This is a genomic window from Streptomyces sp. NPDC048671 (assembly GCF_055587045.1).
Genome location: NZ_JBVJHB010000014.1, coordinates 244,587 through 261,016 on the forward strand (window position 1 = coordinate 244,587; position 16,430 = coordinate 261,016).

Annotated in this window: 12 protein-coding genes and 2 pseudogenes; 2 read left to right on the forward strand and 12 right to left on the reverse strand. The window is 69.7% G+C overall.

What is annotated here, in order from left to right:
* Nucleotides 1-66 precede the first annotated feature (66 nt).
* On the reverse strand, nt 67-1,041 hold the full coding sequence (locus ACZ6S6_RS27965; RefSeq protein ID WP_362965408.1) for a LacI family DNA-binding transcriptional regulator: 975 nt from the start codon (nt 1,039-1,041) through the stop codon (nt 67-69).
* A gap of 290 nt (nt 1,042-1,331) precedes the next feature.
* Here ACZ6S6_RS27965 and ACZ6S6_RS27970 point away from each other — a divergent pair, with 290 nt between their 5' ends.
* Nucleotides 1,332-3,197: a ricin-type beta-trefoil lectin domain protein gene (locus ACZ6S6_RS27970; RefSeq protein WP_362965410.1), complete on the forward strand. Its 1,866-nt coding sequence runs from the start codon at nt 1,332-1,334 to the stop codon at nt 3,195-3,197.
* Nucleotides 3,198-3,251: 54 nt separating this feature from the next.
* Here the strand turns inward: ACZ6S6_RS27970 and cimA are convergent, their stop codons facing one another.
* From cimA to ACZ6S6_RS28010, 8 genes and pseudogenes are all read right to left on the reverse strand, one after another.
* A complete protein-coding gene (gene cimA, locus ACZ6S6_RS27975; protein WP_362967353.1) occupies nt 3,252-4,859 on the reverse strand; it encodes a citramalate synthase in 1,608 nt (535 codons plus the stop codon).
* A 277-nt stretch (nt 4,860-5,136) separates the two neighbouring features.
* On the reverse strand, nt 5,137-6,471 hold the full coding sequence (locus ACZ6S6_RS27980) for an MFS transporter (RefSeq protein ID WP_469707292.1): 1,335 nt from the start codon (nt 6,469-6,471) through the stop codon (nt 5,137-5,139).
* 188 nt (nt 6,472-6,659) lie between these two features.
* Nucleotides 6,660-7,748: a branched-chain amino acid aminotransferase gene (locus ACZ6S6_RS27985; RefSeq protein WP_362967349.1), complete on the reverse strand. Its 1,089-nt coding sequence runs from the start codon at nt 7,746-7,748 to the stop codon at nt 6,660-6,662.
* A gap of 238 nt (nt 7,749-7,986) precedes the next feature.
* Complete coding sequence (locus ACZ6S6_RS27990) at nt 7,987-9,027, reverse strand: 3-isopropylmalate dehydrogenase (protein ID WP_073738679.1); 1,041 nt, start codon at nt 9,025-9,027, stop codon at nt 7,987-7,989.
* A 201-nt stretch (nt 9,028-9,228) separates the two neighbouring features.
* Nucleotides 9,229-9,357, reverse strand: a complete 129-nt coding sequence (locus ACZ6S6_RS27995) for a hypothetical protein (protein WP_260255582.1) — start codon at nt 9,355-9,357, stop codon at nt 9,229-9,231.
* Nucleotides 9,358-9,609: 252 nt separating this feature from the next.
* A pseudogene (locus tag ACZ6S6_RS28000) lies at nt 9,610-9,714 on the reverse strand (LysR family transcriptional regulator); the annotation flags it as partial.
* A 108-nt stretch (nt 9,715-9,822) separates the two neighbouring features.
* Nucleotides 9,823-11,454, reverse strand: a complete 1,632-nt coding sequence (gene pruA, locus ACZ6S6_RS28005; protein ID WP_362967346.1) for an L-glutamate gamma-semialdehyde dehydrogenase — start codon at nt 11,452-11,454, stop codon at nt 9,823-9,825.
* A 38-nt stretch (nt 11,455-11,492) separates the two neighbouring features.
* Entirely contained in the window at nt 11,493-12,419 is a 927-nt protein-coding gene (locus ACZ6S6_RS28010) for a proline dehydrogenase family protein (RefSeq protein WP_362967344.1), read from the reverse strand.
* A gap of 189 nt (nt 12,420-12,608) precedes the next feature.
* Here ACZ6S6_RS28010 and ACZ6S6_RS28015 point away from each other — a divergent pair, with 189 nt between their 5' ends.
* A complete protein-coding gene (locus tag ACZ6S6_RS28015; RefSeq protein WP_362967342.1) occupies nt 12,609-13,748 on the forward strand; it encodes a PucR family transcriptional regulator in 1,140 nt (379 codons plus the stop codon).
* Here the strand turns inward: ACZ6S6_RS28015 and ACZ6S6_RS28020 are convergent.
* From ACZ6S6_RS28020 to ACZ6S6_RS28030, 3 genes and pseudogenes are all read right to left on the reverse strand, one after another.
* A complete protein-coding gene (locus ACZ6S6_RS28020) occupies nt 13,737-14,372 on the reverse strand; it encodes a TetR/AcrR family transcriptional regulator (RefSeq protein ID WP_362967340.1) in 636 nt (211 codons plus the stop codon). The genes ACZ6S6_RS28015 and ACZ6S6_RS28020 overlap by 12 nt on opposite strands.
* Before the next feature lie 78 nt (nt 14,373-14,450).
* The gene (gene serA / locus ACZ6S6_RS28025) at nt 14,451-16,043 is read right to left on the reverse strand and encodes a phosphoglycerate dehydrogenase (protein ID WP_362967338.1); all 1,593 of its coding nucleotides are present in this window, start codon (nt 16,041-16,043) and stop codon (nt 14,451-14,453) included.
* Between the two features lie 274 nt (nt 16,044-16,317).
* Nucleotides 16,318-16,430 (reverse strand): annotated as a pseudogene (locus ACZ6S6_RS28030) (ketol-acid reductoisomerase); the annotation flags it as partial.

Below are 16,430 nucleotides of genomic sequence, written 5' to 3' on the forward strand. Positions count from 1 at the left end.
GTGCGGGGCGCGCAGCCGGCTGCTGCACGGAGTACGGGAGCGGTGGGGCCGTTGCGGCCCCGGCCGCTAGGGCGCCGAGTGGCGCACGACCAGTTCGGTGGGCAGCACGAGGGGTGCGTCGGGTACGGCTGTGCCGCCGAGGTGGGAGAGCAGCATCCGTGCGGCCGTCTCACCCATCTGCCGGGTGGGCTGGCGCACGGTGGTCAGCGGCGGTTCGGTGTGCTCGGCCATCGGGATGTCGTCGAAGCCGACCACCGCGATGTCGCCGGGAACGGACCGTCCCGCGGCGCGCAGCGCCCGCAGCACGCCTGCCGCCGTGATGTCGTTGTGTGCGAAGACCGAGTCGAACTCCACGCCGGAGGCGATGAGTTGCTCTATGGCCAGCCGGCCGCAGATCTCGGTGAAGTCCCCGCGAACGATGAGATCGGTCGGCAGCACGGAGACGAATCCGGCAAGCCGGTCGCGTACGCAGCCGAAGTCCTGGGGGCCCGTGATGACCAGGGGCCTGGTGCGGCCGGCAGCCCGCAGATGACGGGCGGCCGACGCGCCTCCTTCGTGGTTGGTGGTCACGACGGAGGGGAACTCGGGGTGGTGGCCGCGATCGTCGATCAGCACGATCGGCAGACCACCGCGGTGCAGTGCGGTGAGGTGGTCGAGGGTGTTCTCGGGTTCGACCACGACCAGTCCGTCGAAGGCCCGCGCCGACACCTGGCTGGTGAAGCGCTCCACGGACTCGGCCCCGCGGTTGCAGGTGAAGAGCAGCAGCCCGTAGTCGGCGGCCTCGACGGTGTCGACGACGCCCTGAAGCACCTCGCCCATCCACGGCCAGGTCAGCGAGGGCACCAGCATGCCGACCGTACGGCTGCTGCCGCGGGCCAGACCGACGGCGCCCGAGCTGGGCACATAACCGAGCTGTGCGATCACTTCACGAACACGGGCGGCCGTTGAACCGTCCACTTCGCCCTTGGTGTTGATGACCCGGGACACGGTCGTCTTGCTGACGCCGGCCTCACGGGCGACATCAGCGATGGTGACACGCATCGGGGGCCTCCAGGACACAACAGGACAGAGAGAGCAGCCGGTCATGGAACCGGTACCGCAACCGGTTCCGGAACCGGTACCGGCGTTGGTGGCGTGAGTTAACCCCGCCGGAACAGAGCCGTCAATACTTCACACCGAGATTGGTCCGTACCCATCCGGCGAGCTGCGAGGAAGGCCGGTGCGTTCAAGTCCTGAACGCGAGCCCTCTTGACGTGGGCACGTAAGAGCAGTTCACTCACGCCTCGTTCGACGGCACGTTCCCCACGCTCCCGCCGAGGAAGGTCTTGAGCATGATCCGATCAGGAAGAGCCGTACGGGCGCTGCTCGCCGCAGCGCTCGCCACCGCCGGTCTCACCGGGCTCTCGTCCGGCACCGCCCAGGCCGCGGGCGAGACCGTCAACATCGCCCTGACCACCACCGATGACTCGGGCGGCCGCCATGTCACCCGGGGACTCCAGGCCCAGACCCCGGTCGCCTTCACGGCCGGGAACGGCGGCGGCGGTACGAACATCACCGTCGACGAGAACACCCGGTACCAGACCTTCACCGGCGGCGGCGCCTCGTTCACCGACACGGCCGCGTACCTGATGAAGAGCAGCGGGGCGCTGAGCCAGGCGACCCGGGACGCCACGATGAAGAAGCTGTTCTCCCCCACGGACGGCATCGGGCTCTCGTTCGTACGCAATCCCATGGGCGGCTCGGACCTGGCCAGGACCGGCTACACCTACGACGACCTCCCCGCCGGGCAGACCGACCCGGCGCTCGGGAAATTCTCGATCGCACACGATCTTCAGGACGTGCTCCCGCTCACCAAGCAGGCCAGGGAACTGAACCCGGCCCTGACGACGGTGGCGTCCCCGTGGACGGCTCCGGCCTGGATGAAGGACAACGGGCAGCTGAACGGCGGCTGGCTGAAGGCGGAGAACTACGGCGCGTACGCCGACTACTTCGTGAAGTACCTCCAGGCCTACCGGGACCAGGGCGTTCCGGTCGACTACGTCACCGCGCAGAACGAGCCGACCTGCTGTGCCGGCTACCCCTCGATGAGCTGGAACGGCTCCGGGCTCGCCTACTTCACCAAGAGCGAGCTGCTGCCCAGACTCCAGTCGGCCGGCCTGTCCACCAAGGTGCTGGCGCACGACTGGAACTGGGACACCTACGACGAGTACGCCGCGGCCACCGTGAACGACCCTGAGGTGCGCGACCACCCCAACTTCGGCGGGGTCGCCTGGCACGGGTACGGCGGTGACGTCGCCAAGCAGACGGCGGTGCACGACCAGTACCCCTCGATGGACGCCTTCCAGACCGAGCACTCGGGCGGCACCTGGATCGCCGACCAGCAGCGCGAGGACATGCTGAACATCATCGACTACACCCGCAACTGGGCGAAGTCGGTGACCAAGTGGTCCCTGGCGGTGGACCAGAACCGCGGCCCGCACAACGGCGGCTGCGGCACCTGCGACGGACTGATCACCGTGCACAACGGCGACGGCAGCAGCGGACAGGTCGACTACAACATCGAGTACTACACGATGGGCCACCTGACCAAGTTCGTCCGCCCGGGAGCCTCCCGGATCGCCTCCACGGCCAGCTCCACCGTGCCCAATGTCGCCTGGCGCAACCCGGACGGCTCGAAGGCGCTGATCGCGTACAACGGCGGCGGTCCGGCCCAGCAGATCACCGTCAACTGGGGCGGCAGCACGTTCACTTACTCCCTGCCGGCCCGCACGTCCGCGACCTTCACCTGGTCCGGCACCCCGTCCGGCTCGGCAGGCACCTCCGGAGCCCTGACGACGGGCGGCAAGTGCCTGGACGCCACCGGCAACACGGCCGCCGACGGCACCCCGGCCCAGCTCTGGGACTGCACCGGCGCGGCGAACCAGCGCTGGACGCTGCCGGGCGACGGCTCGGTCCGCACGCTGGGCGCCTGCCTCGACGTCGCGGGCGGCTCGACGGCGGACGGAGCGAAGGTCCAGCTGTACACCTGCAACGGTTCCGGGGCACAGCGCTGGACCTACGACGCGTCTACGGGTGACGTCGTCAACCCGGCCTCGGGCAAGTGCCTGGACGTGACCGACCGGTCGACGGCGAACGGCGCCCGCACCCAGATCTGGACGTGCACGGGGGCGGCCAACCAGAAGTGGCACCTGGGGTAGCCGCCGCGCGCCCGGCCGCGGACCGGGTCCGGTCCGCGGCCGGGCGCGCCCGTTCTACTCCGTCGGCTCGATCCCCGCCCGCAGCAGACCGAAGGTGTACGCGTCCTCCAGCGCCTGCCAGGAGGCCGCGATGATGTTCTCGGCGACGCCCACGGTCGACCAGTCGGCGGCGCCGTCGCCGGTGGTGATCAGAACCCTGGTCGTGGAGTCGGTGCCGGTGCGCCCCTCCAGGATGCGGACCTTGTAGTCCACCAGCTCCAGCTTGGCGAGCTGCGGGTAGATCCGTTCCAGGGCGACCCGCAGCGCCCGGTCCAGGGCGTTGACCGGGCCGTTGCCCTCGGCGGTCGCGACGATGCGCTCGCCCTTGGCCCAGAGCTTCACGGTCGCCTCGTTGGCGTGCGTGCCGTCGGGGCGGTCCTCGACGATGACGCGCCAGGACTCGGTACGGAAGTAGCGGCGTACCCGGCCCTCCGCCTCGGCCCGCAGCAGCAGCTCGAAGGAGGCGTCGGCCGCCTCGTAGGTGTAGCCCTTGAGCTCGCGCTCCTTGACCCGCTCGACGACGCGCCCGACGAGCTCGCGATCGCCGCCGAGGTCGATGCCGAGCTCCTGGCTCTTGAGCTCGATGGAGGCGCGGCCGGCCATGTCGGAGACGAGCATCCGCATGGTGTTGCCGACCAGCGCGGGGTCGATGTGCTGGTACAGGTCGGGATCGACCTTGATCGCGGAGGCGTGCAGCCCGGCCTTGTGCGCGAAGGCCGAGACACCGACGTAGGGCTGGTGGGTGGAGGGGGCGAGGTTGACGACCTCGGCGATCGCGTGCGAGACGCGGGTCATGTCGGCGAGCGCGCCCTCGGGCAGCACGGTCTTGCCGTACTTGAGCTCCAGCGCGGCGACGACGGGGAAGAGGTTGGCGTTGCCGACCCGTTCGCCGTAGCCGTTCGCGGTGCACTGGACATGGGTGGCGCCGGCGTCGACCGCGGCCAGGGTGTTGGCGACGGCGCAGCCGGTGTCGTCCTGGGCGTGGATGCCGAGGCGGGCGCCGGTGTCGGCGAGGACGGTGGAGACGACGGCCTGGACCTGGGCGGGGAGCATCCCGCCGTTGGTGTCGCAGAGGATCACGACGTCCGCGCCGGCCTCGGACGCGGTACGGACGACGGCCTTGGCGTACTCGGCGTTGGCGCGGTAGCCGTCGAAGAAGTGCTCGCAGTCGACGAAGACCCGGCGGCCCTGCTCGCGGAGGAAGGAGACGGTGTCGCGGACCATCTCCAGGTTCTCCTCCAGCGTGGTGCGCAGGGCTAGTTCCACATGGCGGTCGTGGGACTTGGCGACCAGCGTGATCACCGGCGCGCCCGACGCCAGCAATGCCTTGACCTGTGGGTCCTCGGCCGCCTTGCCGCCGGCTCTGCGGGTCGCGCCGAAGGCGACCAGCTCGGCGTTGCGGAATTCGATCTCCTGCTGGGCGCGTGCGAAGAACTCGGTGTCGCGGGGGTTGGCGCCCGGCCAGCCGCCCTCGATGAAGCCGACGCCGAAGTTGTCCAGGTGCCGGGCGATGGTGAGCTTGTCGGCGACCGTCAGGTTGATGCCTTCACGCTGCGCACCGTCGCGCAGCGTGGTGTCGAAGACGTGGAAGCTGTCGTCGGTGGGCTTGGCCTTTGTGGTCATGCTGGTCTGACTCCTGTCGGATGAGTGGATCCGGACGATCTGGCTCCACTTGCCCCCATCATCCCGCGCGCCTCGTCCCGGCCGAGGTGAGGGCCGGAAAACAAAAAACCCCTCGCGGGTGCGAGAGGTCTGCGCGCGGGTCTGGGGCACGATGGCCGTGCCGTACATGGTGGTACGGGACGGTCACTGCGGACCGGCGCGCCTGTTGCCAATAATCATGACGAACGAGGACACGGAGGCAGTCTGGCACAGGACGGCCTCCGTGCCCTGTCCCGTCTCAGGATGCGGGCGTGATGGTGGTCGCTCCGGCCTGCTGGGGCCACTCCTGCGGCTGTCCGGCCGCGGCCACCCGGTTCAGGTCGATGTCGCGGGTCTCGCGCATCGACAGGTAGACGATCAGCGAGACCGCGGCGCAGCCCGCCACGTACCAGTAGAAGCCGGATTCGGCGCCGGCGTCCTTGAACCAGAGCGCCACGTACTCGGCGGTGCCGCCGAACAGCGCGTTGGCGACGGCGTACGAGAGACCGACCCCCAGGGCGCGGATGTTGGTCGGGAAGAGCTCGGCCTTCACACAGGCGTTGATGGAGGTGTAGCCGGTGACCACGACCAGGGCGAGGAGCGCGAGGCCGAGCGCGGGCCAGAAGGTGTCGGCGTGCTTGAGCATCGTCATGATCGGCACGGTCAGGAAGGTCGAGCCGACGGCGAAGGTGATCAGCAGCGGACGGCGGCCGATCCGGTCGGAGAGCATGCCGGCCAGCGGCTGGACGCACATGAAGACGAACAGGGCGCAGAAGCTGACGAGCGAGGCGGTGGACTTGTCCATGCCGGCGCTCTTGGAGAGGAACTTGGTGAGGTAGGTGGTGTACGTGTAGTAGGCGACGGTCCCGCCCATGGTCAGCGCCATCACCAGGAACGCCTCACGCCGGTGCTGCCAGAGCACCTTCAGCGTGCCGCGGTCCTCCTGCTCGGCGGCGCCGGACTCGGCGTACACCTCCGTCTCCAGCATGGAGCGGCGCAGGTAGAAGACGATGGCGGCGCCGAGCGCGCCGACGACGAACGGGATGCGCCAGCCCCAGCTGTGCAGCGCCGCGTCGGACATGTTGCGCTGGAGGACGATCTGGAGGCCGAGGCCGACGAGTTGGCCGGCGGTCATGGAGACGTACTGGAAGCTGGAGGCGAAGCCGCGCTTCTCGGGGGCGGAGGCCTCGGTGAGGTAGGTGGCGCTGGCGGCGTACTCGCCGCCGACCGAGAGCCCCTGGAGCAGCCGGGCGAGCATCAGTACGGCGACCCCGCCGTATCCGGCGACGTCGTAGGTGGGAGCGATGGCGATCAGGATCGCGGAGGCCGACATGAGGGTGACGGTCAGGGTGAGCGCGGCCTTGCGGCCCTTGCGGTCACCGATCCGGCCGAGCAGCCAGCCGCCGACCGGTCTCATGAAGAAGCCGACGGCGAAGATGCCCATCGTGTTCATGAGATTGGCGGTCTCGTTGCCCTCGGGGAAGAACGAGTCCGCGAAGTAGACCGCGAAGGTCGCGTACACGAACCAGTCGAACCACTCGACCATGTTGCCGGCGGAGCCGACCCAGATCTTCTTCCACTGCTCTCGTCCCATGGTTGCTCACCGTGCCCCAACGGCCGGAGAACCAACAGGGAAACAGAGGAGAACGATCGGGCGTACTTACGTGCGTTGCGCTCACCGTTGGAGTGAGTCCCACGGGAACGTGCGCCGTCCTGACCGGCGGGCCCGCACAGCGCCGCCGGCCGGGCTCGCGGACGAGCCCGGCCGGCGACTCAGCTCCCCTAGCCGAGCGGGTGCATCCAGCCGTGGGTGTCCTCGGCGGTGCCGCGCTGGATGTCCAGCAGGCGCTCGCGCAGCTTGAGGGTGACCGGGCCGGGGTTGCCGTCGCCCTGGGTCCAGTCGCCGCCGGCGCTCTTCACGCTGCCGACGGGGGTGATGACGGCGGCGGTGCCGCAGGCGAAGACCTCGGTGAGGGTGCCGTTCGCCGAGTCGTCGCGCCACTGGTCGATGGAGACGCGGCTCTCCTCGGGCTCGTAACCGAGGTCCCCCGCGAGCTTGAGGAGCGAGTCGCGGGTGATGCCGGCGAGGAGCGAGCCGGTCAGTGCCGGGGTGACGATGCGGTTCCCGTACACGAAGTACAGGTTCATCCCGCCGAGCTCCTCGACCCACTTGTGCTCGACGGCGTCGAGGTAGGCGACCTGGTCGCAGCCCTTCGTGGCGGCCTCGGCCTGGGCGAGCAGGGACGCGGCGTAGTTGCCGCCGGTCTTGGCGTCGCCCACGCCGCCGGGGACGGCGCGCACCCGGTCCTCGGAGAGCCAGATGGAGACCGGCTTCACACCGCCGGGGAAGTACGCGCCGGCCGGCGAGGCGATCACCAGGAAGAGGTACTCGTTGGCGGGCCGGACACCGAGGCCGACCTCGGTCGCGATCATGAACGGGCGCAGGTACAGCGACTCCTCGCCACCGTGCTCCGGGACCCAGGCCTCGTCCTGCTGGACGAGCGCGTCGCAGGCCGCGACGAAGGTCTCGACGGGCAGCTCCGGCATGGCGATCCGGCGCGCGGAGGAGCGGAAGCGCTCGGCGTTGGCCTCGGGGCGGAAGGTGGCGACCGAGCCGTCGGGCTGGCGGTAGGCCTTGAGGCCCTCGAAGATCTCCTGGCCGTAGTGCAGCGTCATGTTGGCCGGGTCGATCGACAGCGGCGCGTACGGGACGAGCTGGGCATCGTGCCAGCCGCGGCCTTCGGTCCACTTGATCGTCACCATGTGGTCGGTGAAGTGGCGGCCGAATCCGGGCTTGACCAAAATCGCCTCGCGCTCCGCGTCGGACAGCGGGTTCGAGGAGGGCTTGAGCTCGATCGTGGGCGTCGTCATGAGTACGTGTCCTTCACCGTTTTGTGTGTGTAGGACCGCGCCCACGCCCACGCGTGCCGGACAGGTGCTAGGACGTCCGAGCTTCATGGCGAGCCACGGCCCATTCGATTATCTCTCGAAGGAGGCCGTGCACGAAATGACGTGTGTGCGGTCCAGGATTCGATGGTGGCACCCGGAGCCGCACAGGAGAAGCCGCCGGGTGCCTGTGGGACCCGGCGGCTTTGAGGCAGTCGTCGGATCAGCCCGCTACGCGTACCGCGAGCGCGTCGCCGATCTCGTCGGTGGTACGTGCGGTTCCCTCGCGCTCCGCGAGGTCGGCGGAGACGGCGTCCTCGATGCGCACGGCCTGGGCCTCGTAACCGAGGTGCCGCAGCAGGAGGGCGACGGAGAGGATCGTGGCGGTCGGGTCGGCCTTGCCCTGGCCCGCGATGTCGGGGGCGGAGCCGTGGACCGGTTCGAACATCGACGGGAAGGCACCCGTCGGGTTGATGTTGCCCGAGGCGGCCAGGCCGATACCGCCGGAGACGGCCGCGGCGAGGTCGGTCAGGATGTCACCGAAGAGGTTGTCGGTGACGATGACGTCGAAGCGCTCCGGCTGGGTGACGAAGAAGATCGTCGCGGCGTCGACGTGCAGATAGTCGGTGGTGACCTGGGGGTACTCGGCCGCCACCTTGTCGAAGGTGTTCTTCCACAGGTGGCCCGCGTACACGAGGACGTTGTTCTTGTGGACCAGCGTCAGCTTCTTGCGCGGACGGGCGGCGGCCCGTTCGAAGGCGTCACGCACGACCCGCTCGACACCGAAGGCGGTGTTGAGGCTGACCTCGGTGGCGACCTCGTGCTCGGTACCGGTCCGCAGCGAACCGCCGTTGCCGGTGTACGGGCCTTCGGTGCCCTCGCGGACGACGACGAAGTCGATGTCCGGACGGCCGGCCAGCGGGGTCTCGGTGTTCGGGAACAGCTTCGACGGCCGCAGGTTGATGAAGTGGTCGAAGGCGAAACGCAGCTTCAGCAGCAGCCCGCGCTCCAGGACCCCGGACGGGACCGAGGGGTCACCGATCGCGCCGAGCAGGATCGCGTCGTGGCCCTTGAGGGCCTCCAGCTCCGCGTCCGGGAGGGTTTCACCGGTGCGGTGCCAGCGCTGGGCGCCGAGGTCGTACTCCTTGGTCTCCAGCTTCACATCCTGCGGGAGAACAGCGTTGAGGACCTTGAGGCCCTGGGCCACGACCTCCCGGCCGATACCGTCACCGGGGATCACTGCGAGATTGATGCTGCGAGACATGCCCCGCACACTACTGCGCGTCCCACCCCATGACACGTGACGTCCGCCATGCGGACACGTGGGGTGTTGTACGTGTACCGGAGGCCGGGCGGCACGCCCGGGTGGCGGTCACCGCGCTCGCCGGGTCCGGCGAGCGCATCGACCGCTTCGAGATCAGCCGGGGCCGATCCGGATGCCACGGCCGGGCCGTGGCGGGCCCGGTCAGTGACCGGTGGAGCCGCCGTTGTCCCTGCGGTCGAGGGCGCGCTGCAGGGCGGCGGCGGCGTTCTGGCGCTCCGACTCGGTCGGGCGGTGGGCGTGGCGGACGCGGCGGACAGTGGTCTCGGCCATGGTGGATCGACTCCTTGAGATCGCGAGGATTTCGAGATCGGAACTTCCTGAACGGTGATTTCGAGATCAGTGATTTCGAGGTGCCGGAAGGGGCGGGAGCGGGTGCCGCAGGGGTTACCTGCATCGGGGCACGCACTCACAACGCCAGTCGCTGGTTCAGCGAGACGTTCGGCTTCTACAAAGCTAAGGCAGCCCCGCCGTTCTGTCTCCACAATTACTCGGACTTCCTACTATCTGAGACGGGGGTTTGGCTCAGCCGGGCCGCAGCTCACGGATGAGAGCCCGGACGGCGAGCGATCGTGCCAGCTCAGGGGTGGTGTCACAGCCCACCGGACGCGTCGGGCGCTCCGGCCCGAGCCGTCCCGCCGGCCCCACACATGGAAACCGCCTCCCGGCCGGTTGGGGGAACCGGGCGGGAGGCGGGACTCGTGGCGGGGCGCCGGGACGGCGGCGCCCCGAGGGGCGTCAGCCCTGGTGGGGGTAGGTGTACTCGGTCGGCGGGACCAGCGTCTCCTTGATGGCCCTGGTCAGGGTCCAGCGCTGGAGGTTCTGCGGGGCGCCCGCCTTGTCGTTCGTACCCGAGGCACGGCCGCCACCGAAGGGCTGCTGGCCCACGACGGCACCGGTCGACTTGTCGTTGATGTAGAAGTTGCCCGCGGCGTACCGCAGCTTCTCCATCGTGTACGCGGCCGCGGCGCGGTCGCCCGCGATAACGGAACCGGTCAGGGCGTAGTCGGAAACCGACTCCATCTGCTCCAGCATCGCGTCGTACGCGTCGTCCTCGTAGACGTGGACGGCGAGGATCGGGCCGAAGTACTCGGTCGTGAAGACCTCGTTCTCCGGGTCGCTGCACTCGATGACGGTCGGGCGGACGAAGTAGCCCACCGAGTCGTCGTACGTGCCGCCCGCGACGATCGTGCACGCCGGGTCGGCGGCGGCGCGGTCGATCGCGGCCTTGTTCTTCGCGAAGGAACGGTCGTCGATGACGGCGCCCATGAAGTGCGACAGCTCGGTGACGTCGCCCATGGTGATGGAGTCGACCTCGGCCGCGAACCTCTCCTTGAAACCGGAGTTCCAGATGGAGGCCGGGACGTACGCACGCGAGGACGCGGAGCACTTCTGGCCCTGGAACTCGAAGGAGCCACGGGTCAGCGCGGTCTTCAGGATCGCGTGGTCGGCCGACGGGTGGGCGACGACGAAGTCCTTGCCGCCGGTCTCGCCGACGAGGCGCGGGTAGGTGCGGTAGTTCGCGATGTTGCCGCCGACCGTCTTCCACAGGTGCTGGAAGGTGGGGGTCGAGCCGGTGAAGTGGATACCGGCCAGGTCGCGGTGGTTCAGGGCCACCTCGGAGACGGCGATGCCGTCGCCCGTCACCAGGTTGATGACGCCCTTGGGGAGACCGGCCTCCTCCAGGAGCTGCATCAGCAGCACGGCGGCGTGGGTCTGCGTCGGGGACGGCTTCCACACCACGACGTTGCCCATGAGGGCGGGGGCGGTGGGCAGGTTGCCCGCGATGGCCGTGAAGTTGAACGGCGTGATCGCGTAGACGAAGCCCTCCAGCGGGCGGTGGTCCATGCGGTTCCACACGCCCGGGGAGTTGGCCGGGGGCTGCTCGGCCAGGATCTGGCGTGCGTAGTGCACGTTGAAGCGCCAGAAGTCGACGAGCTCGCAGGGGCAGTCGATCTCGGCCTGCTGGGCGGTCTTGCCCTGGCCGAGCATCGTGGAGGCGGCCAGCGTCTCACGCCAGGGGCCGGCGAGCAGCTCGGCGGCGCGCAGGATGATCGCGGCGCGGTCGTCGAAGGCCATCGCGCGCCAGGCCGGAGCGGCGGCGAGGGCCGCGTCGACCGCGTCCTTGGCGTCCTGCTCGGTGGCGCCGGCGAACGTACCGATGACGGCCTTGTGGTTGTGGGGCTGCACGACGTCGAAGCGCTCGCCGCCGCCCATCCGCTTCTCGCCGCCGATGGTCATCGGCAGGTCGATCGGGTTCTGGCTGAGCTCCTTGAGCTTCGCCTCCAGACGGGCGCGCTCGGGGGAGCCCGGGGCGTAGGAGTGGACCGGCTCGTTGACCGGCGCGGGGACCTGGGTCACAGCGTCCATGTGTTCCGTTGCTCCTTAGGTAGGGAGGGGGAGGGGGCTCAGCCCTTGGTGAGGATGGAGCGGCCGAAGAACAGCAGGTTGGCCGGCTTCTCCGCGAGGCGGCGCATGAAGTAGCCGTACCAGTCGGTTCCGTAGGCGGTGTAGACGCGCATCCGGTGGCCCTCGGCCGCGAGCCGGATGTGCTCCTCGCTGCGGATGCCGTACAGCATCTGGAACTCGTACTCGTCGAGCTTGCGGCCCGCCTTGCGGCCCAGCTCCTGGGCGATGGCTATCAGACGCGGGTCGTGGGACCCGATCATCGGATAGCCTTCGCCGCCCATCAGCGTCCGCAGGATGCGGACGTACGCCTTGTCGATCTCGGCCTTGTCCTGGTACGCGACGGAGGCGGGCTCCTTGTAGGCGCCCTTCACGAGGCGCACGCGGCTGCCCGCGGCGGCGAGACGGCGGGCGTCCTCCTCGGTGCGGAAGAGGTAGGCCTGGATGACGCATCCGGTCTGCGGGAAGTCCTTCCGCAGCTCCTCGTGGATGGCGAACATCGAGTCGAGGGTGGTGTGGTCCTCGGCGTCCAGGGTAACCGTGGTGCCGATCTCGGCGGCGGCCTCGACGACCGGGCGGACGTTGGCGAGCGCCAGCTCGTGGCCGCCCTCCAGCGCCTGGCCGAACATGGAGAGCTTGATGGACATCTCGGCCTTCGTACCCAGGCCGAGGCCCTTCAGGCGGCCGACGAGCTCCAGGTAGGCGTCGCGGGCGGCGGCGGCCTGCTCGGGGGTGGTGATGTCCTCACCGACCACGTCCATGGTGACTTCGAGGCCCTTGCCGGCGGCGTCCTCGATGATCGGGACGACCTGCTCGACCGTCTCACCGGCGATGAACCGGCCGACGACCTGCTTGGTGCCCGGGGCTGCCGAGATGAAGCGGCGCATCTTGTCGCTGCGTGACGCGGCGAGAATCACGGGACCCAGCACGGGGCACCTCCACGGAAAGTACGAACGAAGGCCGTACCGCCGCAAATGAAACGTAAGGAACAGAAGCGGTGCAGTACGGAGAACCACCGTGAAATCTAAGGATCTCTCCGATCCTGGGCCATCGACAGCTGTCACGCATCCGTGCCCTGGATCTCAGACATATGTCTGAAGGGGTGCGAGAATGGCCGGGTGAAGGGCGATTACCAGGAGCTGGTCGACGAGATCTCCGGGCTGCTCGGCGCGCCCGCGACGCTGGAGAACCGGGACTTCGGCCTGGTCGCCTTCGGCGCCCACGACAGCGACGACGCGGCGATGGACCCGGTCCGCACCCGGTCGATCCTGACCCGGAGCTCGACCCCGGCGGTCCGCGCCTGGTTCGAGAACTTCGGCATCACCCGCGCCACCGGCCCCGTCCGCATCCCGGCCGCCCCGGAGGCCGGCGTCAACCGGGACCGGATCTGTCTTCCGGTACGCCATCGGGGTGTGGTGCTCGGATACGTATGGCTGCTGGACGCCGACCCCCGGCCGACCGACGGACAACTCGACGCGGCGATGGAGGTGGCGGCCCGGATCGGGGCGCTGCTCTCCGACGAGGCGCGGGCGGGCACGGACCTGTCCCGGGAGTTCGGGGCGGTCCTCACGGCGGGGCGCGGCTGGCAGCGCGACATGGCGGTGGCCGCGCTCGGCGAGGCGCTCGGCCCGGACGCGGAGGGGCTGCACACCGTGGTGTGCGTGACCCCGTGGGCGGACGATCCGCCCTCGGTGCGCACGGTGCCGTCGGCGGCGGCCCTGTCCGGCGCCCCGTCCGCGCACGGGGCGGGCACGGCCGCCCTGGCCGCGCTGGTCCGGCTCCGCTCCCCCGAGGTCCTGGACCCGGCACTCGCCGCCGCCGACCGGCTGCGCGCCACCGCGGGGGCCGCCGCCACCGCCGGGATCGCGGTGCCGCGCCGGGGCCTGGCGGAGCTGGCCGACGCCTGGCACGAGGCATCCGCCGCGAACCGGGCGGCAGCGGCGGAGTCCCGGTTCGGCCCGGTCGCCCAGTGGTCGGCCATCGGCCCGTACCGTCTGCTGACCGCGCTCGCCCCGGACATGCCGCCCGACCACACGGTCCGCCCGCTGCTCACCCCGGCGCACCGGGACCTGGCCCGCACCGCCGAGGTGTTCCTCGACTGCGCGGGCCAGGCGTCGCGGACCGCCGGGGAGCTGGGCATCCACCGCCAGACGCTCTACTACCGCCTCTCCCGGGTCCAGCAGCTCACCGGCCTGGACCTGAACGACGGCGAGGACCGGCTGCTGCTGCACATGGCGCTGAAGGCGTCACGGCTCTGAGCGAGCCTTCCGCTCCCCTGTGTCCGGCGCACTCCGCTGCCGCTCCCGCCCCTCCAGGACCACCTTCAGTCCGTCCGTCAGATCCTTCGCGGACGGCGCCGAATCGCGGTCCATCATCCACTGGACCATGACGCCGGCGAGCAGTGCCTGACAGAACAGTCCGGCCACCCGCGACCGCTCGGGATCGGTCTCCGGGTCGATGCCCAGCATGTTCTCGGCGAGCCCGTTCCGGCCCTCGCGCTGCGGGCCGGCCAGGGCCTTCTGCAGTTCGGGGTCGGTGTCGATCCTGGAGATGACCTCCATCTGGAGCTGCCAGACCGACCGGGTCTCCTCGTAGCTGCCGATCACCCGCTCCCAGGTGTCGCGGAACTGGTCGAGCGGGGCCCTGGAGGCGTCCTCACCGGCGGCGGCACCCTCGGCCTCGTCGGTCAGCACGTCGCCCCACTCCTCCGTCACCTTGATGAAGGCGAGGTTGAGCAGGGCTTCCTTGGAGCCGTAGTGGTAGCCGATGGAGGCGAGGTTCGTACCGGAGGCAGCCACGATGTCGCGTGCCGTCGTCCGGGCGTACCCCTTCTCCAGCAGGCAGCGCTTGGCGCCTTCGAGCAGATCCTCACGATGTCCCATGACAGCAGCGTACCCGGCACGCAGACGTCTGTGTAAGACACACGTCTAGATGCCGGGTACGGGGGTTGCGGGAGGGACTCAGTCGGTGAGGTTCACCGAACGGGCCGAGTCCGCGCCGATCTCGGCCGAGATCTCGGCCAGCACCGACGGCGGGACGTCGTCGTCGACGGTGAGGACGACCAGCGCCTCGCCGCCCACGTCGGCCCGCGAGACCTGCATGCCCGCGATGTTCAGCCCGGCCTCGCCGAGGATCTTGCCGACCGCGCCGACGACACCGGGGCGGTCGTCGTAGCGCAGCACGACCATGTGGTCGGCGAGCGCCAGGTCCACGTCGTGGTCGCCGATCGCGACGATCTTCTGGAGGTGCTTGGGACCGGCCAGCGTGCCGGAGACCGCGACCTCCTCGCCGTTGGCGAGCGTGCCGCGGACGGTGACCACGTTGCGGTGGTCGGGCGACTCGGAGCTGGTGGTGAGGCGGACCTCGACACCGCGCTCCTGGGCGAACAGCGGGGCGTTCACGTACGACACGGTCTCGTCGACCACGTCCTCGAAGACGCCCTTGAGCGCGGAGAGTTCGAGCACCTTGACATCGTGCTGGGTGATCTCGCCGTACACCTCGACGTCGAGGCGGGCCGCGACCTCGCCCGCGAGCGCGGTGAAGATCCGGCCGAGCTTCTCGGCGAGCGGCAGTCCGGGACGGACGTCCTCGGCGATGACGCCGCCCTGGACGTTGACCGCGTCCGGTACGAGCTCACCGGCCAGTGCGAGGCGCACCGACTTGGCGACCGCGATGCCCGCCTTCTCCTGGGCCTCGTCCGTGGAGGCGCCGAGGTGCGGGGTGCAGACGACCTGGTCGAACTGGAACAGCGGGGAGTCCGTGCAGGGCTCCTTGGTGTACACGTCGAGGCCGGCGCCGGCGACGCGGCCCTCCTTGAGGGCGGCGGCGAGCGCCTCCTCGTCGACGATGCCACCGCGTGCGGCGTTGACGATCCGCACCGAGGGCTTCACCTTGTGCAGCGCCTCGTCGCCGATCAGGCCGAGCGTCTCCGGGGTCTTGGGGAGGTGCACGGTGATGAAGTCGGAGACCTCGAGGAGCTCGTCCAGCGAGAGGAGCTTGACGCCCATCTGCGCGGCACGCGCGGGCTGTACGTAGGGGTCGAACGCGACGATCTTCATGCCGAAGGCCGACATGCGCTGGGCGACCAGGACGCCGATGCGGCCGAGGCCGACGACACCGAGGGTCTTCTCGCTCAGCTCGACGCCGGTGTACTTGGAACGCTTCCACTCGCCGTTCTTGAGCGCGGTGTTGGCCTGGGGGATGTTGCGCGCGGTGGCGACCAGCAGACCGCAGGCCAGCTCGGCGGCGGTGACGATGTTGGAGGTCGGCGCGTTCACGACCATCACACCGGCCTTGGTGGCCGAGGCGACATCGACGTTGTCCAGACCGACACCCGCGCGGGCGACGACCTTCAGCTTCTTCGCGGCGGCGATGGCCTCGGCGTCGACCTTGGTGGCGGAGCGCACCAGGATGGCGTCGACATCGGCGATCGCGGGGAGAAGCTCGGCGCGGTCCGCGCCGTTGCAGTGCCGGATCTCGAAATCCGGGCCCAGGGCGTCCACCGTGGCGGGCGACAGCTCTTCAGCGATGAGTACGACAGGTTTCGAGCTCACGTGAGTCCTCACAGGTCCAGTGCGGACGGCCGTCCCGACGGCCGCAGGCGGTGGAGGGGCTTGCCGCGTGGAAGACGCACGACACTGTGGGCCTGACGCGTGTATGTGTGAAGAAGTGTAGTCATGCGCGACGACGCATACTGCGCCCCGTTGGAAGGATCACCCGCATGAGGCTGGACGACTTGTACACACGTACGACGCCGCCTCTTCCAGCGGTGAAGCAGGGCTGACGCCTCAGAGGCGGGTCCGGGGACCCGCCTCTGAGGCGTCGGTGTTACGCGTCGTCGTCGTTGACCCAGCTCATGAGCTTGCGCAGCTCGCGGCCGGTGGTCTCCAGCAGGTGGTCGCTGTCGGCCTTCTTGTACTCGTTGTACTTGGGCAGGCCGT